16 protein-coding genes are annotated in these 19,922 nt (G+C 68.4%); 9 read left to right on the top strand and 7 right to left on the bottom strand.

Annotated features, from left to right (window positions below):
* Nucleotides 1-65 precede the first annotated feature (65 nt).
* The 3 genes from I6I07_RS17040 to I6I07_RS17030 all read left to right on the top strand — a co-directional run bounded on the left by I6I07_RS17040 (nt 66) and on the right by I6I07_RS17030 (nt 3,999).
* On the top strand, nt 66-1,328 hold the full coding sequence (locus I6I07_RS17040) for a 4-aminobutyrate--2-oxoglutarate transaminase (RefSeq protein ID WP_198482974.1): 1,263 nt from the start codon (nt 66-68) through the stop codon (nt 1,326-1,328).
* Between the two features lie 147 nt (nt 1,329-1,475).
* Nucleotides 1,476-2,945 (top strand): NAD-dependent succinate-semialdehyde dehydrogenase, encoded by a 1,470-nt coding sequence (locus I6I07_RS17035; protein ID WP_198482973.1) that lies wholly within the window; start codon nt 1,476-1,478, stop codon nt 2,943-2,945.
* A gap of 199 nt (nt 2,946-3,144) precedes the next feature.
* Nucleotides 3,145-3,999 carry an inositol monophosphatase family protein gene (locus tag I6I07_RS17030; protein ID WP_006390283.1) on the top strand — a complete coding sequence of 285 codons (855 nt, stop codon included), beginning with the start codon at nt 3,145-3,147 and terminating at the stop codon, nt 3,997-3,999.
* A gap of 182 nt (nt 4,000-4,181) precedes the next feature.
* Here the strand turns inward: I6I07_RS17030 and I6I07_RS17025 are convergent, their stop codons facing one another.
* The 7 genes from I6I07_RS17025 to I6I07_RS16995 form a co-directional block, all read right to left on the bottom strand.
* On the bottom strand, nt 4,182-5,009 hold the full coding sequence (locus tag I6I07_RS17025; protein WP_006390284.1) for an NAD-dependent protein deacetylase: 828 nt from the start codon (nt 5,007-5,009) through the stop codon (nt 4,182-4,184).
* Between the two features lie 91 nt (nt 5,010-5,100).
* Entirely contained in the window at nt 5,101-6,048 is a 948-nt protein-coding gene (epsC, locus tag I6I07_RS17020; RefSeq protein WP_198482972.1) for a serine O-acetyltransferase EpsC, read from the bottom strand.
* A 184-nt stretch (nt 6,049-6,232) separates the two neighbouring features.
* Nucleotides 6,233-7,285, bottom strand: coding sequence for a UDP-glucose 4-epimerase GalE (gene galE / locus I6I07_RS17015; RefSeq protein ID WP_198482971.1), 1,053 nt, complete (start codon nt 7,283-7,285; stop codon nt 6,233-6,235).
* Nucleotides 7,286-7,298: 13 nt separating this feature from the next.
* Nucleotides 7,299-8,972, bottom strand: a complete 1,674-nt coding sequence (pgi, locus tag I6I07_RS17010; protein WP_198482970.1) for a glucose-6-phosphate isomerase — start codon at nt 8,970-8,972, stop codon at nt 7,299-7,301.
* A gap of 13 nt (nt 8,973-8,985) precedes the next feature.
* Nucleotides 8,986-10,389: a phosphomannomutase/phosphoglucomutase gene (locus I6I07_RS17005; protein WP_006390288.1), complete on the bottom strand. Its 1,404-nt coding sequence runs from the start codon at nt 10,387-10,389 to the stop codon at nt 8,986-8,988.
* An 18-nt stretch (nt 10,390-10,407) separates the two neighbouring features.
* On the bottom strand, nt 10,408-12,669 hold the full coding sequence (locus I6I07_RS17000) for a GNVR domain-containing protein (RefSeq protein WP_198482969.1): 2,262 nt from the start codon (nt 12,667-12,669) through the stop codon (nt 10,408-10,410).
* A 14-nt stretch (nt 12,670-12,683) separates the two neighbouring features.
* A complete protein-coding gene (locus tag I6I07_RS16995) occupies nt 12,684-13,820 on the bottom strand; it encodes a polysaccharide biosynthesis/export family protein (protein ID WP_198482968.1) in 1,137 nt (378 codons plus the stop codon).
* Between the two features lie 246 nt (nt 13,821-14,066).
* Here I6I07_RS16995 and I6I07_RS16990 point away from each other — a divergent pair, with 246 nt between their 5' ends.
* From I6I07_RS16990 to I6I07_RS16965, 6 genes are all read left to right on the top strand, one after another.
* Nucleotides 14,067-15,476 (top strand): undecaprenyl-phosphate glucose phosphotransferase, encoded by a 1,410-nt coding sequence (locus I6I07_RS16990; protein ID WP_198482967.1) that lies wholly within the window; start codon nt 14,067-14,069, stop codon nt 15,474-15,476.
* Nucleotides 15,477-15,549: 73 nt separating this feature from the next.
* Nucleotides 15,550-16,011: a GDP-mannose mannosyl hydrolase gene (locus tag I6I07_RS16985; RefSeq protein WP_198487563.1), complete on the top strand. Its 462-nt coding sequence runs from the start codon at nt 15,550-15,552 to the stop codon at nt 16,009-16,011.
* The gene (locus I6I07_RS16980; protein ID WP_198482966.1) at nt 16,008-17,438 is read left to right on the top strand and encodes a mannose-1-phosphate guanylyltransferase/mannose-6-phosphate isomerase; all 1,431 of its coding nucleotides are present in this window, start codon (nt 16,008-16,010) and stop codon (nt 17,436-17,438) included. The genes I6I07_RS16985 and I6I07_RS16980 overlap by 4 nt, the downstream gene beginning before the upstream one ends.
* Complete coding sequence (locus I6I07_RS16975) at nt 17,431-17,838, top strand: VanZ family protein (protein WP_232625617.1); 408 nt, start codon at nt 17,431-17,433, stop codon at nt 17,836-17,838. Before I6I07_RS16980 ends, I6I07_RS16975 begins: the two co-directional genes overlap by 8 nt.
* Before the next feature lie 10 nt (nt 17,839-17,848).
* Nucleotides 17,849-18,958, top strand: a complete 1,110-nt coding sequence (gene gmd / locus I6I07_RS16970; protein WP_198482965.1) for a GDP-mannose 4,6-dehydratase — start codon at nt 17,849-17,851, stop codon at nt 18,956-18,958.
* Nucleotides 18,959-18,964: 6 nt separating this feature from the next.
* Nucleotides 18,965-19,918: a GDP-L-fucose synthase family protein gene (locus I6I07_RS16965; RefSeq protein WP_198482964.1), complete on the top strand. Its 954-nt coding sequence runs from the start codon at nt 18,965-18,967 to the stop codon at nt 19,916-19,918.
* Nucleotides 19,919-19,922 lie beyond the last annotated feature (4 nt).

Here is a 19,922-nt window from a genome sequence, read left to right as displayed (position 1 = left end):
CCACCAATGGGGCCATAGTAGCATTAAAGTAAGGTTTTACCGCCCACTTGCCATTCGAGGCTGAGATGAAGAATCAGGATTTGAATACCCGCCGTTCCCTGGCCACGCCGCGCGGCGTCGGCGTCATGTGCGATTTCTATGCCGTGCGCGCCGAGAACGCCACGCTGTGGGACGCCAACGGCAAGGAATACATCGACTTCGCGGGCGGCATCGCGGTGCTGAACACCGGCCACCTGCATCCCAAGGTCAAGGCCGCCGTCAGCGCCCAGCTCGACAACTTCACCCACACGGCCTACCAGATCGTGCCGTACGAAGGCTACGTCTCGCTGGCCGAGCGCATCAACCGCCTGGCCCCGATCGACGGCCTGAAGAAGTCGGCCTTCTTCACCACCGGCGTCGAAGCCGTCGAAAACGCCATCAAGATCGCGCGCTCGGCCACCGGCCGCTCGGGCGTCATCGCCTTCTCGGGTTCGTTCCACGGCCGCACCATGCTGGGCATGGCGCTGACCGGCAAGGTCGCCCCCTACAAGCTGTCGTTCGGCCCGATGCCGGGCGACATCTACCACGTGCCGTTCCCCAACGGCACCCAGTCGATCAGCGTGGCCGACTCGCTCAAGGCGCTGGACCTGCTGTTCAAGGTCGACATCGATCCCAAGCGCGTCGCCGCGATCATCCTCGAACCAGTGCAGGGCGAAGGCGGCTTCAACATCACGCCGCCCGAACTGATGACGGCCCTGCGCAAGGTCTGCGACGAACACGGCATCCTGCTGATCGCCGACGAAGTGCAGACCGGCTTCGGCCGCACCGGCAAGCTGTTCGCCATGGAGCACCACTCGGTGCAGGCCGACCTGATCACCATGGCCAAGAGCCTGGGCGGCGGCTTCCCGATCTCGGGCGTGGTCGGCCGCGCCGACGTCATGGACGGCCCGGCCGCGGGCGGCCTGGGCGGCACCTACGCCGGCAACCCGCTGGCGGTGGCCGCGGCCCACGCCGTGCTGGACGTGATCGCCGAGGAAAAACTGTGCGAACGCGCCGTGCAGCTGGGCGACAAGCTGCGCGCCCACCTCGAGGGCCTGCGCGCCAAGGTGCCGGGCATCGCCGACGTGCGCGGCCTGGGTTCGATGGTGGCGGTGGAACTGAACGACGCCAACGGCAAGCCCGACGCCGAGGCGGTCAAGAAGGTGCAGGCCCGCGCCATCGAGCAAGGCCTGATCTTGCTAAGCTGCGGTGTGTACGGCAACGTCCTGCGTTTCCTGTACCCCTTGACCATCCCCGACGCCCAGTTCGACCGCGCGCTGGCCATCCTGTCCGAGGCCCTGGCCGCCTGAGGCCGCGAGACCCGATCATCCGGTTTTTCGGCTGGCAGGCATGACGATTGCGGGCGTGGCGAGCATTCCCGGCGGATTCCGCCCAGGGATGCGCGCCGCGCCCGCGTCCGCTTTGCCGGCCGCGTTCCCATCAAGGAGATTTTTGCAATGACTTCGTTGACTCATCCCCTGTCGCGTCCCGAATTGCTGCGCGACGCCTGCTACATCGACGGCAAGTGGGTGACGGCCGGCAACGGCCCGTCCATCCCCGTGGACAATCCCTCCACCGGCAAGACCATCGTGTCGGTGCCCAAGCTGGGCCGCAAGGAGACCGAGCAGGCCATCGCCAGCGCCGAGGCCGCCCTGCCCGCCTGGAGCGCCAAGACCGGCAAGGAACGCGCCGCGATCCTGCTGAAGTGGTCCCAGCTGATGATGCAGAACCAGCAGGACCTGGCCGCCATCATGACCTCGGAACAGGGCAAGCCCGTGACCGAGGCCGCCGGTGAAATCGCCTACGCCGCCTCGTTCCTGGAATGGTTCGCCGAGGAAGCCAAGCGCATCGACGGCGACGTGCTGCAAAGCCCGAAGGCCGGCCAGCGCCTGCTGGCGCTGAAGCAGCCGATCGGCGTCACCGCCGCCATCACGCCGTGGAACTTCCCGGCCGCCATGATCACCCGCAAGGTCGGCCCGGCCCTGGCCGCCGGCTGCACCATGGTGGTCAAGCCGGCCCAGCAGACGCCGCTGACCGCGCTGGCGCTGGCGGTGCTGGCCGAAGAGGCCGGCGTGCCGGCCGGCGTGTTCCACGTCATCACCGGCAGCTCGCGCGACATCGGCGCGGCGCTGTGCGAAAGCGACGTGGTGCGCAAGCTGAGCTTCACCGGGTCGACCGAAGTCGGCCGCACGCTGATGGAACAATGCGCCCCCACCATCAAGAAGCTGTCGCTGGAACTGGGCGGCAACGCGCCGTTCATCGTGTTCGACGACGCCGACCTGGACCGCGCGGTCGACGGCATCCTGGCCTCGAAGTACCGCAACGCCGGCCAGACCTGCGTCTGCGCCAACCGCATCTACGTGCAGGCCGGCGTGTACGAGGAAATCGCCAAGCGCCTGGTGGCCAAGGTCGACGCCATGAAGGTCGGCGACGGCTTCGGCGACGGCGTGACGCAGGGTCCGCTGATCGACGCCAGCGCGGTCGAGAAGGTGCAGGAGCACATCGCCGACGCCACCGCGCACGGCGCCAAGGTCATCGCCGGCGGCAAGCCGCACGCGCTGGGCGGCACGTTCTTCGAGCCGACCGTGGTGCGCGACGTGACCCAGTCGATGCGCTTCGCGACCGAGGAAACCTTCGGCCCGGTGGCGCCGCTGTTCCGCTTCGAGTCCGAGGACGAAGTCATCGGCATGGCCAACGACACCATCTTCGGCCTGGCCGCCTACTTCTTCACCCGCGACTACGCCCGCATCTGGCGCGTGTCCGAGGCGCTGGAATACGGCATCGTCGGCATCAACACCGGCCTGATCTCCAACGAAGTCGGCCCGTTCGGCGGCGTCAAGCAGTCCGGCCTGGGCCGCGAAGGCTCGAAGTACGGCATCGAGGAATACCTCGAGATCAAGTACCTCTGCGTCGACCTGGGCGCCTGAGCGCGCCCGCCTTCCCCCCCGGGCGCCCGCCCGGGGCGGATAAACGGGGCTCCGGTCCCGTTTATCCCCAGGAATTGTGGACAACCTGGCAGATAACTCCTGCACAGGTACAAAATCCCCTTTAAGTTCATACGGTTATAAATCGCGATCAAATGCCGCCCAGGCGTGATAGATTTGCGCGTTCCCTGGACAAGCGACTATGAGCAGATCTTTTACCCGCGAGGACACCCGCAAGCTGGCCGGCATCCTGGCCGAAGCCGCGCAGACGGAGGTCATGCCGCGCTTTCGCAACCTGCCCGAGGGCAGCGTGCGCGACAAGAGTTCGCCGCGCGACCTGGTGACCGATGCCGACGAAGCCGCCGAGCGCCTGATCGCCGCGCGCCTGTCCAAGCTGCATCCGGGCGCCGTGCTGATCGGCGAGGAAGCCTCGACCCGCAACCCCGCCCTGCTCAACATGCTGGTGGACGCCGACCTGGCGTTCCTGATCGACCCCATCGACGGCACCCGCAACTATGTCGCCGGCCTGCCGCTGTTCGGCATGATGATCGCCGCCTGCCATCGCGGCGACGTGATCGCCGGCGTAATCTACGACCCGGTCAACCGCGACAGCGCGCTGGCGGTGCGCGGCGAAGGCGCGTGGATGGAGTACGAGAACGGCAAGCAGGCGAAACTGGCGGTCGCCAGCCCCGCGCCGCCCGAGGACATGGACGGCCTGATCTCCACGGGCTTCCTGCCCGAGCCGCTGCGCACCACGGTCAATGGCAACCTGTCGCGCCTGGGCAGCACCGCCTGCCTGCGCTGCGCCGCCCACGAATACCGCATGCTGGCGGCCGGCCACAGCCACATCGCCCTGTACAACCAGCTGACCGCCTGGGACCACGCGGCCGGCTGGCTGCTGCACCGCGAGGCCGGCGGCTACGCGGCGCGCTTCGACGGCTCGCCCTACAAGCCCACCCACCGCAGCGGCGGCCTGCTGTACGCCCCGGACGCGGGCAGCTGGCACGCGGCGCGCAAGGCCCTGCTGGGCGACGCGATTCCCGACGCCGAGGCTTGACATTCGCCGCCAACGCGCCGGGAAATCCTCGCAAAATCGGGGTAATCCCTAGGAATTATCCACAGTATCTGTGGACAACCCTATGGAAAGGTCTGTAACGGCGCAAAAAAATCCTTACAGGGCAGGCACTTGGTTAAACCGGTCAAAAACCGGCCGCCGCTCTGTCCCCGCCCCGTCTCTTTCTAGGCCGCCGTCAGCGCCTCCAGCGCCATGGCGCTGGGCAGCTCGACCTTGAGCGTAAGCAGGTTGTCGGCCCGCGTGCGGCCCAGGTTGATGGCCGCGATCGGCATGCCGTTGCGCGAGGCCGCGGTGACGAAGCGGTAGCCCGAATAGACCATCAGCGACGAGCCCACCACCAGCACCGCGTCGGCCGCCATCAGGCCGGCATTGGCGCGGTCGACGCGCTCGCGCGGCACGGTCTCGCCGAAGAACACCACGTCGGGCTTGACGATGCCGCCGCAGACCGGACAGGGCGGCACCTGGAACGAGGCGAAGTCCACGCCTTCCAGGTCGGCGTCGCCATCGGGCGCGTCGTCGGCCTCGAAGGCGATCCAGTCGGGGTTGTGCTGGTGCAGCGCGTCCTGCCAGGCATCGCGGCCGCCGCGCCAGTCGCAGTTCATGCAGCGCACCTGGTCGAGCCGGCCATGCAGGTCGACCACGTCGCGGCTGCCGGCGGCCTCGTGCAGGCCGTCGACGTTCTGCGTCACCAGCACCGACACCCGGCCGCGCTGCTGCAATTGCGCCAGCGCCCGGTGCGAGGCGTTCGGCTGCACCTTGCCGAAGCGGCGCCAACCCACCATGCTGCGGGCCCAGTAGCGCGCCCGCGCCAGTTCGGTGCCCATGAAGGTTTGCAGCGTCATCGGCGGCGAACGCTTCCATTCGCCGTCGGTGTCGCGGTAGTCGGGAATGCCGGAATCGGTGCTGACGCCCGCCCCGGTCAGCACGAACAGCCGCGGGTGGCGGTCGACGAAGCCGCGCAGCGCGGCCAGATCCGAAACACGTGTGTCCATCCAGGCTCCCGTATCGAATCCCGGGCGTCAAGGCCGCCCAGGCGAGAAGCGGGCGGCGCCAGGGCCGCCCAGCCGAAACGCGGACGCCGTATCAGCCGCCCAGGCCGCAATCCGGCATGTCGCTGACCAGGCTGGCCTGGGTGACGTTGCTGCCCGGCGGCACGCTGCGCGTGAGCCAGACGTTGCCGCCGATGGTCGAACCCTTGCCGATGGTGACGCGACCCAGGATGGTGGCGCCCGCGTAGATGACCACATCATCTTCGATCAGCGGGTGGCGCGCCAGGCCTTTCTTGAGTTCGCCGTTCTCGCCCGGCGGGAAGCGCTTGGCGCCCAGCGTGACCATCTGGTAGAGCCGCACGCGGTCGCCGATGATGGCGGTTTCGCCGATCACCACGCCGGTGCCGTGGTCGATGAAGAAGCTGCGGCCGATGGTCGCGCCCGGGTGGATGTCGATGCCGGTGTCGGCGTGGGCGATCTCGGCCACGATGCGCGCCAGCATCGGCACGCCCAGGCGGTACAGCACGTTGGCCAGGCGGTGGTGGATCATGGCGGCCACGCCGGGATAGCACAGCAGCACCTCGTCGACGCTGTGCGCGGCCGGGTCGCCCTGGTAGGCGGCGGTCACGTCCAGGTCGAGCGCGGCGCGCACGCGCGGCAGCTCGGCGCCGAACTGGCGCACGATCTCGATGGCGCGCTGCTGCGAATCGGCCAGCAGCACCGGATCATCGCGGCCGACGTATTGCAGCTCCAGGCCGACCTGGTGCAGCAGCGCGTCCAGCGCCGCGCCGATGGTGTGGCCGACGTAGAAATCCTCGACTTCCTCGCGCAGGTCGATGGGCCCCAGCCGCATCGGGAACAAGGCGCCACAGAGGTCCTTGATGATCTGGCGCAGGGCTTCCTGCGACGGGAACTCGCGCAGGCCGGCGTCTTCGCGCAGGCGGCCGCGCGGGCCGCGCCAGGCCACGCGCGCCTGGCGCAGGCCCGAGACGATGCTGTCCAGGTTCCAGTGGGCGGAAGGAAGATAGGCCGGGCCGCTCATAGGAACAGCCCCTGCTGGGCGCCGGACGGAACGGCAGACGGAAGAGAATCGAACATGAGGGGGCCTCGATGACGGTGCATCGCCCGCGGCGGCGGGGGCCGCGCGGCGATGCTGCTTTGCAATATATCCGTCAACTGTAACCGCTCGGCCCGCTTCGCGGAACCCATCCGACACGGCATTGGGGTTATGCCGCCGGCGGATCGGTGTCGTAGCCGCGCGGGTTGCCCTGCTGCCAGCGCCAGCCGTCGGCGCACATGGCCTCGACCCCGCGGGTGCTGTGCCAGCCCAGCAGTGACGCCGCCAACGCCGGGTCGGCCCACATCCGCTCGATATCGCCTGGGCGGCGCGGCCCGGTGCGCAGCGGGATGCGGCGCTGGCTGACGCGCTCGAACGCGTGCACCAGTTCCAGCACGCTGGTGCCGCGCCCGGTGCCCAGGTTGACCGCGACGAAGCCGGGATGGCCGGCGGCGTAGGCCAGCGCCTGCACGTGGCCCTGCGCCAGGTCCATGACGTGCAGGTAGTCGCGCACGCCGGTGCCATCCTCGGTGGCGTAGTCGTCGCCGAACACGTTCAGGAACGGCTGCCGCCCCACCGCCACCTGCGTGATGTACGGAAACAGGTTGTTGGGCACGTCGCGCGGGCTCTCGCCGATCTGGCCACTGGGATGCGCGCCGATCGGATTGAAGTAGCGCAGCGTGACCGCGCCGAAGCCCGGCTCGGCCGCGCACAGGTCGCGCAGCATCTGCTCGACCATCAGCTTGCTGCGACCATAGGGATTGGCCGGCGCCAGCGGATGCGCCTCGGTGAACGGCAGCGAGCGCGGCTCGCCATAGACGGTGGCCGACGAGCTGAACACCAGCCGCGTCACGCCCTCGTCGCGCATGGCGCGCAGCAGCGCCACCGAGCCCGCGACGTTGTTGTCGTAATACTTGAGCGGGTCGGCCACCGATTCGCCGACGGCCTTGCAGCCGGCCAGGTGCAGCACCGCCTGCACCGGCTCGCCGCGCCGCGCCTCGCGCGCCAGCAAGGCCTGCACCAGGCCGGTCTGGCGGATGTCGCCCTCGACCAGCGGGATCGGCGTCCCGCACAGGCGCTCGACCCGCCGCACCGCCTCGGGGCTGCCGTTGCTGAAGTTGTCCAGCACCAGCGGCCGCTGGCCGGCGGCCAGCATCGCCACCAGGGTATGGGCGCCGATGTAGCCAGCGCCGCCCGTGACCAGCACGCGCATCTCGCTCATGCCCGGCTCCCCGTCAAAGATGCGCCGCCACGCCGGGCAGCCAGGCATGGCGCGGCTGCGGCGCCTGGGCGTGGCCGCGGTAGCGGTCGATCCAGTACGACGTGGACGCGTCGTGGCCCCAGTCGACCACGCCGGCCGACACCGGCACCGCCAGCTCGCGCTCGATGCCGGTGGCCAGCCGCTTGCCCAGCTCCACGCCCCACTGGTCGAACGGATTGACGCCCCACACCACGCTCTGCACGAACACCTTGTGTTCATACAGCGCCAGCAACGCGCCCAGCGCGCGCGGCTCCAGCTGGCGCAGCACGATCAGCGTGGACGGTCGCCCGCCCGGATGCACCATGTGGCGCGCCAGCGTCAGCGCCTGCCCGGGATCCTCGACATGCGCCACGTCCAGCAGCGCCTGCTCCAGATCCTTGCCGCGCAGCAGCGCCTGGCGCTGCGCCAGGCAATTGGCCAGCAGCATGCGGTGCGCGTCGGGGCTGTCCGGATGGCCCTGCAGGCTGGCGATGAAATCCACCGGCGCGCCCTGCGCGCTCTGGTGCAGCCACTGGAAGAAGGTGTGCTGGCCGTCGGTGCCGGGCATGCCCCAGATGATCGGCGCGGTCGGCACGTCCACCGCGGCGCCGTCGCCGCCGACGCGCTTGCCCAGCGATTCCATTTCCAGCTGCTGCAGATAGGTCACCAGGTGCAGCAGCCGCGCGCTGTAGGCCGCGATGTTGAGCGAGCCGTGGCCCAGCACGCTGCAATTGACCAGGCCGGCCAGCGCCAGCTGCACCGGCGCGTTGGCGCCCAGCGGCGCCTGCTGGAAATGCTGGTCCATGGCCTCGGCGCCGGCGCGCATGCCGATCAGCACGTCGGCGCCCACCGTCAGCGCGATCGACAGCCCGGCCACCGACCAGACCGAATAGCGTCCGCCGACCCAGTCGCACATGCGGAACACCTGGCTGGCCGGCACCCCGAGGGCGCGCGCGGCGGGCGCGTTGGCGGTGACCGCCGCCAGGTGCGCGGACGGATCGGCCACCCCGCCCTGGCGCAGCCAGGCGATGGCGGCGCGGGCGTTGTGCAGGGTCTCGGCGGTGGTGAAGGATTTGGACGACACTACCACCAGGCAGCGGCGCGGGTCGAGCCCGGCCACCGCGTCATGGAAGGCATGGCCGTCGATGTTGGAGACGAAGCGGATCTGGCGGCGCTGGCCCGGGCCGCCGAAGGCCTGGATCGCCAGGCGCGGGCCCCAGTCGCTGCCGCCGATGCCGATGTGCAGCACGGTGGCGAAGTCGGCGTTCTGATCGACATGCCGCACGAAATCGGCCATGCGCGAATACTCGCAGACCGAATCCCGGTCCTGGCCGTCCGGCTGTTCGCGGGTGCGGCCGGCGCGCAGCGCGGTGTGCCAGGCCGGCTTGCCCTCGGTCCAGTTGACCGCGCCGCCGGAGAACAGCGCCTGCCGCGCCGCGTCCAGCCCGCGGGCGCGCAGCAGCGCCAGCGCGGCCGCCTCCAGCGCGGGCGATTGCCGCTGCATGGTCAGGTCCACGCACAGGCCCGCCGCCTCGATCACCTTCAATGCGCCCGCGTCCAGCGCGGCGCCCTGCGCCGCTTGCGCGAAAGCGCGCCATTCCAGGCTGGCGGCGAGGCTGTCCGCCTCGACCGCGGCCTCGGCCTCTCTCGCAAAATTCGCATTACCCATCGCGTGATGCTCCTTAGAACGGTAAACGGATATGGGGGGCAACGCGCCGGAACGCATTGCGGAAGTCCTCCTCGATGCGGGCCAGGGCGGCCACGGAGTCTCCTTCGAAGCGCAACACCACCGTGGGCGTGGTGTTGGACGGCCGCGCCAGGCCGAAGCCGTCGGCGTAGTCGACGCGCACGCCATCCAGGTCGTTGATGGACAGCGCGCCCGGAAACTGGCCGCCGGCGCGCAGCGCCTCGACCAGCTCGAACTGCTCGCCCTGGGTGGTTTCCAGCTTGATTTCGGGGGTGGCGCAGGACTGCGGCAGGCTCTCCAGCAGCGCCGACGGATTGGGCGCCCCGGACAGGATCTCCAGCAGCCGGGCGGCGGCGTAGATGCCGTCGTCGAAGCCGTACCAGCGTTCCTTGAAAAAGATGTGGCCGCTCATCTCGCCAGCCAGCAGCGCGCCCGTCTCGCGCATCTTGGCCTTGATCAGCGAATGGCCCGTCTTCCACATGGTGGCCTTGCCGCCGGCCTCGGTGATGGCGCGCGCCACGTGGCGGCTGCACTTGACGTCGTAGAGAATCTCGGCGCCCGGGTTGCGCGCCAGCACGTCGCGGGCGAACAGGATCAGCTGGCGGTCGGGCCAGATGATCTGGCCCGACTTGGTCACCACGCCGAGCCGGTCGCCATCGCCATCGAACGCCAGCCCGACTTCGCAGTCGGAGTAGCGCAGGCAATAGATCAAGTCCTGCAGGTTCTGCGGATCGGCCGGGTCCGGGTGGTGCCCGGGAAAGGCGCCGTCCACCTCGCAGAACAGCTCCGTGACCTCGCAGCCCAGCGCCCGGAACAGCGCCGGCGCCACCGCGCCGGCCACGCCGCTGCCGCAGTCGATGGCGATCTTCATCGGCCGCGCCAGGCGGATGTCGCCCACCAGCCGCGCCGCGTAGCACGGCTGGATCTGCATCTGCGTGCGGCCGCCGGCCACGCTGGCCGATTCGATCGGCAGGCGCATCGCGTCGCGCAGCGCGGTGATGCCGTCGCCGTACAGCGAGGCGCCGTCCAGCACGATCTTGAAGCCGTTGTGGGCCGGCGGATTGTGGCTGCCGGTGACGGCGATGCCGGCGCCGGTGTCCATCAGGCGGGCCGCGAAATAGACCATCGGCGTGGTCGCCATGCCGATGTCGATCACGTGCAGGCCGGCCGAGCGCAGCCCGGCCTGCAGCGCCGCCGCCAGTTCCACGCTGCTCAGGCGCCCGTCGCGCCCCACCACCATGGCGCGCGCGCCCAGCTCCAGCGCCCGCACCCCGGCCGCCATGCCCAGGCTGTGGGCGAAGCGGGCGTCGATCTCGTCGGGCACCGTGCCGCGTATGTCGTACGCTTTGAAGACCGCATCCAGGATCTGCGGCGTTTCCCAGCCAAACGTTCCATGCATGCCAGTTCTCCGCGGGGGTTACTTGGGGCCGTTCTGCTTGAAATCACCGTAATAGGCGGCGCGCGAATAGCGGTATCCGCCATATTTGGAGCGGAACCCGAAACGCTCGGGCATCAGCTTGAGTCCGTTGAACAGCACCCCGTCGACCGGCGCGCCGGCCTGGATCAGGCGCTTGGCGGTTTCGCGGATCTCGCCCACAGTGTTCATGCCCGACCGCACCACCACCATGACCGCCGCGGCATGCGTGCCGACCACCGCGGCATCGGGCGAGGACAGCACCGGCGCCGTGTCCAGGATGACCATGTCGTACTGGCTGGCCAGTTCCCGCAGCGTCTGGCCGAAGATCGGCGAGGCCAGCAACTCCGACGGATCGAAGCTGACCGCGCCGGTGGCGATGAAGTCCACGCCCTCGGAAACGCTGTGCTTGCGCACCCGTTCCAGCGGCAGCGTGCCCGACAGCACCTCGAACAGGCCGTCTTCCTTGGGCACGCCGAAATAGCGGTTCAGCTGGCCCTTGCGGAAGTCGGCGTCGATCAGCAGCACGCGCTTGCCGACCCCGCCCTGGATGAAGGCGAAGTTGGCCGACAGGAACGACTTGCCCACGCCCGCCACCGGGCCGGTGAACATGACCATGTTGTTGGCCGACTGGCGCAGCGACGCCTGCAGCACGTTGCGGAACGACCGCAGGCTCTCGATCGGCGGCGCGTTGCCCTGGCTCTGCGCCAGCAGCGCGGGCACCGTGGCGTTCTTGCGCCGGCTGCGGCGCCACAGCTTGTCCTGCAGGTCGCTGTGCGGAATCGCGGCCAGCACCGGCAGGCCGGTGTAGCGCTCGACGTCGTCCGGCTCCGACAGGCCGCCGAACAGCGCGTTGCGCACGAAGGCGCACAGCACGCCGATGATCAGGCCGATGGCCGTGGCCACGGCGATGATGATGGCGGCCTTGGGGCGCACCGGCTTGTCCGGCTGCACCGCCGCATCCAGGATGCGCACGTTGCCGACCTTGCCGGCGCGGATCAGGCGCAGCTGCTGGGCGTTGTTCAGGAGGCCCGTGTACAGCTCGGTATTGACGCGCACGTCGCGCACCAGCCGCACCACGTCCTGCTCCAGGTCGGGCAGTTGCTTGATGTTGTTGCCGATGCGGTTGACGTCGCCCGTCAGCGAGGCGATCTGGCGGTCGATGGCGACGATGCTCGGATGGGTCGGCGCGAACCGGGTGATCAGTTCCTGGCGCTTGGCGCGCAGTTCCATCACCTTGGTCTGGGCGTCCACCGACTGCGCCAGGATCAGCTTGGCCTCTTCGCTCAGGTCGATGGTGCCGCGCTTGTTGCGCAGCGAGTTGTACTTGGTCTCGGCCGCGTCCAGCTCGCGCTTGAGCTGCGGCAGCTGCTGGTCGAGGAAGGCCAGCGACTTCTCGGCCTGCGCCGACTTGCGGTTGACGTTCTGCTGCACGTATTCCTGGCCGATCTGGTTCAGCACCGCCGTGGTCAGCAGCGGATCGTTGCCTTCCAGCGTGACCCCGATCACGCCGGAGGTGCGGCCGCGCTCGAAGATGCCCAGGCGCGACTGCACGTCCTCGATGGCCGCCAGGCGCGAGGTGCGCGAGACCGTGAACTCGGTGCCGGGCCGGCCGTTGAGCGCATCGACGTGCACGTCCAGCGCGCCGCCGCCGGGCAGCAGGAAATGCTCGGGCTTGCCGACGGTGCCGTTGAAGGTGGCGCCGGTGAGCTTGTCGTTCAGGCTATAGGCGCCCTCGCCCAGGGTGGTGATGCGAAAGGGCTTGCCCAGCCATTCGTTGGGCACGTCCAGCTGCGAGATCGAGATCGACTCGCCGCCCCAGGCGTAGCCGCCGCGGGGTAGCCCGGACGGATACGGCAGGCTCTCGTGGCGCTGCGCCAGCCATTCGCCCACCACCGGGAAGTAGCGCGGCTTGGCGTGGATGTACAGCATGAACTTGTCGACCGCCGGCCCCACCACCATGCGCGAACGCAGCACCTCCATTTCGCCGGAGGTCTCGGCCTTGGTGTCGAAAATGGCGGACACGTCGCCCAGGAGGCTGCGGCTCTGGCCTTGCGGCAGCTCCTCCTCCACCTGGACGATGATGTCGGCCGAATAGACCGAGGGTGTCACCATGACGTAGGCGACGGCCCCCAACAGCGCGATCAGGGTGATGGCGATGATCAGCCAACGGTTGGAGAAGATGGCGTCCACGTGCGAGGACAGCGGGGTTTCCTGCTGGCGAGCCGGCACGGAGGGCTCGAACGATTCGATAGGCAACGGCATGCAGCTCTCCAGGGTTACTTGATGGAATGCACGGTCTGTACCGTTTGCGCGCTCGGGAACAGATTGCTGATGAAGCGGTTCCACCGCACCAGTCCAGCCGTATCCACGAAGACGACATCCTTGGGTTGCAACTCGAACTTCTCCGCCACCGCATAAGCCTGCGGCGAGGCGGCATTCAGGTGGAACACCAGCGGCGTCGCCTGCTCGGTGCTGCGCACCACGAACACCTGCGACGAGTCAGCGGTCAGCTGGTTGGGCCCTCCCGCCACGCCCAGCGCCTCATTCAACGTCAACCTGCCGTCGCGCATCACGATCGTGGCCGGCACAGTCACTTCGCCCGTCACGAACACCTTGCTCTCATCCCTCGGGGTCACTCGGACGATGTCGCCCGACTTCAGCATGACCTGGTTCAGGTCCTGGCCGCGGTCGATCAACGCGGGCAGATTCACGCGGGTCTTCTTGCCTTCGCGGATGACATAGACGCTGCTGCGGTCACCCGTGGGCAGTACGCCGCCCGCGCGGTTGATCGCTTCCAGCAAGGTCATGGGAATGTCGTTGATCGCCACCGTGCCTGGCGTCTTCACCTCGCCTTCGACGTAGACCCGCTTGCTGCGGTAGCCCAGCACGCGCACCGTGATCTGCGGGTCCTGGATGTATTTGCCCGAACTATTGACTATGAGATTGCGCGCCTGGAGTTCAGTCAACCCCGCCACTTTCAGCAGTCCCGTATAGGGAAATTGGATATATCCAGTGGAGGAGACCGTATACCCCGGAATGCCCGAGGCGGTGTCTCCAAAGGCTAGTTCGGTCACCCCAGTTCCAATAGCGTAGGTTTGCGTCGGAAGCACGAGCTCGGGGTGATCCCAGACCACGATCGAGAGGATGTCCCCGGGGCCGATGCGATAGGGCTCGGCCTTGTCGACCAGCCGCGAAATGCCGTCGTTGTCCAGCAACGCCTGACGCGCGCGGTTGTCGTCCAGCACCAGGGAGGGCGTGATCTCCTTGATCTGCGCCACCGAGTTCGGATCGAGCGGATCCACCAGGTGCTTGGCGTCAAAGGTCATGCCGGGAGAAAGGGCGCAGGCGCCCAGCGAGGACACGAGCGCGATGGCTGCGATGGCTCGGCTCAACGTTCCGAAAAATGTCGTCATGGCGAATCCACTGTGAATGACTTCGTTGCTTGGAAAGGAGCCCGATGCGTAACGGGTTGCGACATTCCACTCTCTTTTCCAGCCCCCGCACATTCGACGGATGCCCTAAGCCTTCTCCTACATCGTTTGGAGGTTTCGGGTGCGCCGGGCACTCAATAAGATTCGTCGGTAGCCCCATGCTTTGCGGCGGTGCACCGTTGTTTTCCCCGCGGCCGCAGGGCGACTCCCCGAACAAAGGAGTACGCGATGGACCCGTCCCTTACGGACACGTCGGCGAGAGCGAATCGATCCAGCTATCTGTACCGGCTGCTGGATGCCGCGATCGTCATCATCTGCGGCCTCGCCGTCACCGAGTTCAAGTTCTCGGATGAGGCGATGGCCGATCCTCCGCAGATCCATCTGTTCCTGATCTACCTGTGCGGCCTGGGCGTCATCGCGCTGTTCCCGGCCTTCCGCCTCTATGTGTCGTGGCGCGGCCGGCGCCTGACCGACCTGGTGGTGCGCAGCCTGGCGGCCTGGGCCCTGGTGTTCGCCCTGGGCATCCTGGTCAGTTTTCTCATGCACCAGAGCGCGGCGGTATCGCGCTTGTGGGCGGCGACCTGGTTCGGCTCCGTCGCGCTGGCGCTGGCCGGCGTGCGCCTAGCGGCCTACACCGTCCTGGGCGCGGCGCGCGACCGCGGCCTGGACCGCAAGCGCGTGCTGCTGGTCGGCTTCGGCGCGCTCGGCCACGACCTGTGGCGCCGCGTCGAACGCTACCGCGAGGCCGGCTACGAGGTCGCCGGCATCTACGCCGAGGCCCACGAGAACCTGCCGCCGCAAGTCCGGCGCCTGCATGAGCTGGACGCGCTGCATGGCTTCGTGCGCGAACACAACGTGCGCGAAGTCTGGATCGTGCTGCCGATGGAGGCCGGCCAGGAATTGCGCGAGGTGCTCTACCACCTGCGCAACGACCTGGTGGACATCCGCTGGATCCCCGACGTGATGTCGATCCAGCTGCTGGGCCACCGCATCGGCGAATTCCTCGGTCTGCCCGCCATCCAGCTCAACAGCCTGCCGGCCGCCGGCGTGCGCGGCCTGGCCAAGGAAGCCTTCGACCGCGCCTTCGCGCTGTGCGCGCTGGTGGGGCTGTCGCCGGTGATGCTGACGGTGGCCGGCCTGGTGAAGCTGACCTCGCGCGGCCCGGTGCTGTTCACCCAGCCGCGCCTGGGCGTGGACGGCAAGGTATTCCACGTCTACAAGTTCCGCACCATGACCGTGCACCAGGAGCACGGCGTGGTCACCCAGGCCACCCGCGACGACGCCCGCATCACCCGCATCGGCGGCTTCCTGCGCCGCACCAGCCTGGACGAACTGCCGCAGTTCCTGAACGTGCTGCGCGGCGACATGTCGGTGGTCGGCCCGCGCCCGCACGCGCTGGAGCACAACGAGCTCTACAAGGACCTGGTGCAGCGCTACATGATGCGTCACCGCGTCAAGCCGGGCATCACCGGCTGGGCCCAGGTCAACGGCCTGCGCGGCCAGACCGACACGCTGCGCAAGATGAGCGACCGCATCGAGCACGACATCTATTACATCCAGCACTGGACGTTCCGGATGGACCTGATCATCATCGCCCGTACGGCGGTCTCCGGATGGACGGGCCGAAATGTCTACTGAACCGCTCGGCTGGCCCCTGATCGTCCCGGCGCGCGTGCGTTTCGCGCCCGGCCCCGCCGCGCCGGCCCCCGGCCTGCTGGCCCAGGATGACTTCCGCCGCGCGGTGGACATGCTGCCGCTGGTCTCCATCGACCTGCTGCTGCGCGACGCCGAGGGCCGCTACCTGACCGGGCTGCGCAGCAACCCGCCGGCCCAGGGCGCCTGGTTCGTGCCCGGCGGCCGCATCCGCAAGAACGAGACGCTGGCTCGGGCGTTGCAGCGCATCGCCCGCGAGGAACTGGGCGTGACGCTGCCGCCCCACGCCTGGCGGCCGCGCGGCGTGTACGAACACTTCTACGACACCAATTTCGCCGGCGAACCCGGCCGTTCCACCCATTACGTCGTCCTCGCCTACGAGGCCGACCTGACGCTGGACATCGCCAGCCTGCCGCTGGGCCAGCACCGCCGCTACCGCTGGCAGTCCCCGGCGGCCATCGCCGCCGATCCCGGCGCGCATCCGAACACCCAGGCCTACTTCAAGGAGTCAGCGCCATGACCCAACCCCTTCCCCCCTATCGGGCCGTCATCCTTTGCGGCGGCTCGGGTTCGCGCCTGTGGCCCCTGTCGCGCGAACTGCTGCCGAAGCAGTTCATCCGTTTGACCGATGACCGCAGCCTGCTGCAGAACACCCTGCTGCGGCTCGGCTCGGCCGACGCCCAGGCGCGGCCGATGCTGGTCTGCAACGACGCCCACCGTTACATCGCGGCCGAACAGGCGCAGGAACTGGGCATCCAGGACACCGAGATCGTGCTCGAGCCCCACGCCCGCAATACCGCGCCGGCCATCGTCGCCGCCACGCTGCGGGCGATGCGCGACGGCGAGGACCCGGTCATGCTGATCATGCCGTCCGACCACGTGCTGGAGGATGGCCCGGTGCTGGCCGCCGCCTTCGCCGAGGCCTACCAGGCCGCGCGCCAGGGCGCCCTGGTGACCTTCGGCATCACGCCCACGGCGCCGCTGAGCGGCTACGGTTACATCCAGGCGGCCGAGTCAGACGAGCTGGCGCCGGCGCGGCGCGTGCGCCGTTTCGTCGAGAAGCCCTCGCCCGAAGTGGCGCAGCGTTTCATCGAGTCCGGCAGCTACTACTGGAACAGCGGCATGTTCGCCTTCCAGGCCTCGGTGTTCCTGGCCGAGATGGAACGGCTGGCGCCGCGCATCCTGCAGCAGGTGCGCGCGGCGGTGGCCGCCGGCCATGGCGAGAACAGCCTGTTCCAGCTGGACGGCCCGGCCTTCGAGGCCTGCCCCAGCGACTCGATGGACTACGCCATCATGGAACGCACCGACAGCGCCGTGGTCATCCCCCTGGCCACGCCGTGGAGCGACGTCGGCGCCTGGGACGCGGTCTGGGGCATCGCCCGCAAGACGGCCGAGGGCAACTCCACCAGCGGCGACGTGATGGTGGAGGATTCGCGCAACTGCCTCATCCATGCCACCAGCCGGCTGGTGGCCTCGGTCGGGCTGGACGACATCGTGGTGATCGAAACGGCCGACGCCGTGCTGGTGGCGCACAAGACCCGCTCGCAGGACGTCAAGCGCCTGGTGGAAGTCTTCAAGACCCAGCACCGCCGCGAACTCAACCACCACCGCGAGGTGCAGCGGCCCTGGGGCTCGTATGACTCGGTGGGCCAGGGGCCGCGCTACCAGGTCAAGCGCATCACCGTGAAGCCGGGCGCGCGCCTGTCGTCGCAGATGCACCATCACCGCGCCGAGCACTGGGTGGTGGTGTCGGGCACCGCGCGCATCTACAACGGCGACAAGCAATACCTGCTGACCGAGAACCAGTCGACCTACATCCCGCTGGGCGAGGTCCACAGCCTGGAGAACCCCGGCAAGATCCCGCTGGAAATCATCGAGGTGCAGTCCGGCGCCTATCTGGGCGAGGACGACATCGTCCGTTTCCAGGACATGTACGGCCGTGTCTGATCCCCGGCGCGCGGCCTCATCCTTCTGGCGCCCGGGCGTGGCGCGGGTCTGCCTGCCCGCGGCCGCGTTGTTCTTCCTGGCGCTGGTCACGGTGGGCAACCTGCCGGGCCTGGCGGCCGAGATGTCGGCCACCTTCGGCGACAAGCGCCTGCACCTTGCGGCCTACGCCTTTCTGACGGCGCTGATCTACGCCTCGGTGCGTCGCCGGCCCGCGCTGACGGCGCTGGCCACGGTGACGGCGCTGGGCGCGCTGGACGAAACCATCCAGTCCTTTTTTGCCTATCGACAAGCTGATCTCTTAGACCTTCTGGCCGATATCTCCGCGGCGGGTGCGACAGTAATCTCGTTGAACATCGGTTCCGCAGCCTTCGGCTCCTTTCGTGCAGTGACTAAGTCTTAAGGATAAAACCATGCCAAAACGGGCACTGATTACCGGCGTCACCGGACAGGACGGCGCATACCTGGCCGAGTTCCTGCTGGCCAGGGGCTATGAAGTCCATGGCATCAAGCGGCGCGCATCGCTGTTCAACACCGCGCGCATCGATCACCTGTACCAGGATCCGCATGACCAGCCGCGCAACTTCGTGCTGCACCACGGCGACATGACCGACTCCTGCAGCCTGATCCGCATCGTGCAATCGGTGCAACCCGACGAAATCTACAACCTGGCGGCGCAGAGCCACGTCGGGGTGTCGTTCGAAGAGCCGGAGTACACCGCCAACGCCGACGGCCTGGGCACCCTGCGCCTGCTGGAAGCCATCCGCATCCTCAAGCTGGAGGACAAGGCGCGCTTCTACCAGGCCTCGACCTCCGAGCTGTACGGGCTGGTGCAGGAAACGCCGCAGCGCGAGAGCACGCCGTTCTACCCCCGCAGCCCCTACGCCGCGGCCAAGCTGTACGCCTACTGGATCAGCGTGAACTACCGCGAGGCCTACGGCATGTACGCCTGCAACGGCATCCTGTTCAACCACGAATCGCCCAAGCGCGGCGAGACCTTCGTGACGCGCAAGATCACCCGCGGCCTGGCCCGCATCGTGCTGGGCCTGCAGGAATGCCTGTACCTGGGCAACCTGTCGGCGCTGCGCGACTGGGGCCATGCGCGCGACTACGTCGAAATGCAGTGGCTGATGCTGCAGCAGGATACGCCGGAGGACTACGTCATCGCCACCGGCATGCAGTACAGCGTGCGCGAATTCATCAATACCGCCGCGCGCGAACTGGGCATCCTGCTGGCGTGGGAAGGCGAAGGCCTGAACGAGACCGCCACGGTGCTGTTCAGCCCGGTGCACGACATCAAGGCCGGCCAGGTCATCGTGCGGGTCGACCCGCGCTACTTCCGCCCGACCGAGGTCGAGACCCTGCTGGGCGATCCGACCAAGGCGCGCGAAAAGCTGGGCTGGTCGCCCCGCACCACCTTCGCCCAGCTGGTCAAGGAGATGGTCGAGAGCGACCTGAAGGACGCGCGCCGCGATGCCCTGGTGGAGCAGAACGGCTACGAAATCTACGCCTACAAGGAGTAGCCCGCCATGAGCCATCAGGATCAACGCGTGTTCGTGGCCGGCCATCGCGGCATGGTGGGCGCGGCGCTGGTGCGCGAGCTGCAGGGGCGCGGCTACCGCCAGGTCATCACGCGCAGCCACAGCGAACTGGACCTGGAGAACCAGAACCAGGTGCACCGCTTCTTCTCGACCACGCCGGTCGACATGGTGTACCTGGCGGCCGCCAAGGTCGGCGGCATCCTGGCCAACCAGAACCATCCGGTGGATTTCCTCTATCGCAACCTGATGATCCAGTGCAACGTGATCCGCGCCGCCTACGCGGCCGGCGTGCGCAAGCTGCTGTTCCTGGGCTCGTCCTGCATCTATCCGCGCGAGGCGGCGCAGCCGCTGCGCGAGGACGCGCTGCTGACCGGCCCGCTGGAAGCCACCAACGAGCCGTACGCCATCGCCAAGATCGCCGGCCTGAAGCTGTGCGAGGCCTACCAGCGCGAGTACGGCGCGCACTTCGTCTGCGCCATGCCGACCAATCTGTATGGCCCGCACGACAACTACGACCTGCACAGCAGTCACGTGCTGCCGGCGCTGATCCGCAAGTTCCACGAAGGCCGCGAGGCCGGCGACGACAGCGTGACGCTGTGGGGCAGCGGCAAGCCGCTGCGCGAGTTCCTGTACGTGGACGACCTGGCGCGGGCCTGCGTGATGCTGATGGAGACCCCGACGGCCGAGGGCATGTACAACATCGGCGCCGGCCAGGACCTGTCCATCGCCGAGCTGGCCCGGGTGGTGGCGCAGGTGGTCGGCTACCAGGGCAACATCGTCTACGACGCCAGCAAGCCCGACGGCACCCCGCGCAAGCTGATGGACTCGTCCAAGGTGCGCGCGCTGGGCTGGAAACCGGAGATCTCGCTGACCCATGGCGTGACGCTGGCCTATGGCCATTTCCTGCGCGAGCAGGCGCGTCCGCCGCTGCCCGTGGCCTGAGCGC

It is taken from the genome of Achromobacter deleyi, from assembly GCF_016127315.1.
GTDB classification, from domain to species: Bacteria; Pseudomonadota; Gammaproteobacteria; order Burkholderiales; family Burkholderiaceae_B; genus Achromobacter; species Achromobacter insuavis_A.
The sequence above is the reverse complement of the archived record's forward strand: the minus strand, read 5'-3'. Positions and strand labels throughout refer to the sequence as shown.

Bases quoted from the DNA above. Each gene is read 5' to 3' on its own strand.
- I6I07_RS17040 (WP_198482974.1), top strand. From the start codon at position 66: ATGAAGAATCAGGATTTGAATACCCGCCGTTCCCTGGCCACGCCGCGC.
- I6I07_RS17035 (WP_198482973.1), top strand. From the start codon at position 1,476: ATGACTTCGTTGACTCATCCCCTGTCGCGTCCCGAATTGCTGCGCGAC.
- I6I07_RS17030 (WP_006390283.1), top strand. From the start codon at position 3,145: ATGAGCAGATCTTTTACCCGCGAGGACACCCGCAAGCTGGCCGGCATC.
- I6I07_RS17025 (WP_006390284.1), bottom strand. From the start codon at position 5,009: ATGGACACACGTGTTTCGGATCTGGCCGCGCTGCGCGGCTTCGTCGAC.
- epsC (WP_198482972.1), bottom strand. From the start codon at position 6,048: ATGAGCGGCCCGGCCTATCTTCCTTCCGCCCACTGGAACCTGGACAGC.
- galE (WP_198482971.1), bottom strand. From the start codon at position 7,285: ATGAGCGAGATGCGCGTGCTGGTCACGGGCGGCGCTGGCTACATCGGC.
- pgi (WP_198482970.1), bottom strand. From the start codon at position 8,972: ATGGGTAATGCGAATTTTGCGAGAGAGGCCGAGGCCGCGGTCGAGGCG.
- I6I07_RS17005 (WP_006390288.1), bottom strand. From the start codon at position 10,389: ATGCATGGAACGTTTGGCTGGGAAACGCCGCAGATCCTGGATGCGGTC.
- I6I07_RS17000 (WP_198482969.1), bottom strand. From the start codon at position 12,669: ATGCCGTTGCCTATCGAATCGTTCGAGCCCTCCGTGCCGGCTCGCCAG.
- I6I07_RS16995 (WP_198482968.1), bottom strand. From the start codon at position 13,820: ATGACGACATTTTTCGGAACGTTGAGCCGAGCCATCGCAGCCATCGCG.
- I6I07_RS16990 (WP_198482967.1), top strand. From the start codon at position 14,067: ATGGACCCGTCCCTTACGGACACGTCGGCGAGAGCGAATCGATCCAGC.
- I6I07_RS16980 (WP_198482966.1), top strand. From the start codon at position 16,008: ATGACCCAACCCCTTCCCCCCTATCGGGCCGTCATCCTTTGCGGCGGC.
- gmd (WP_198482965.1), top strand. From the start codon at position 17,849: ATGCCAAAACGGGCACTGATTACCGGCGTCACCGGACAGGACGGCGCA.
- I6I07_RS16965 (WP_198482964.1), top strand. From the start codon at position 18,965: ATGAGCCATCAGGATCAACGCGTGTTCGTGGCCGGCCATCGCGGCATG.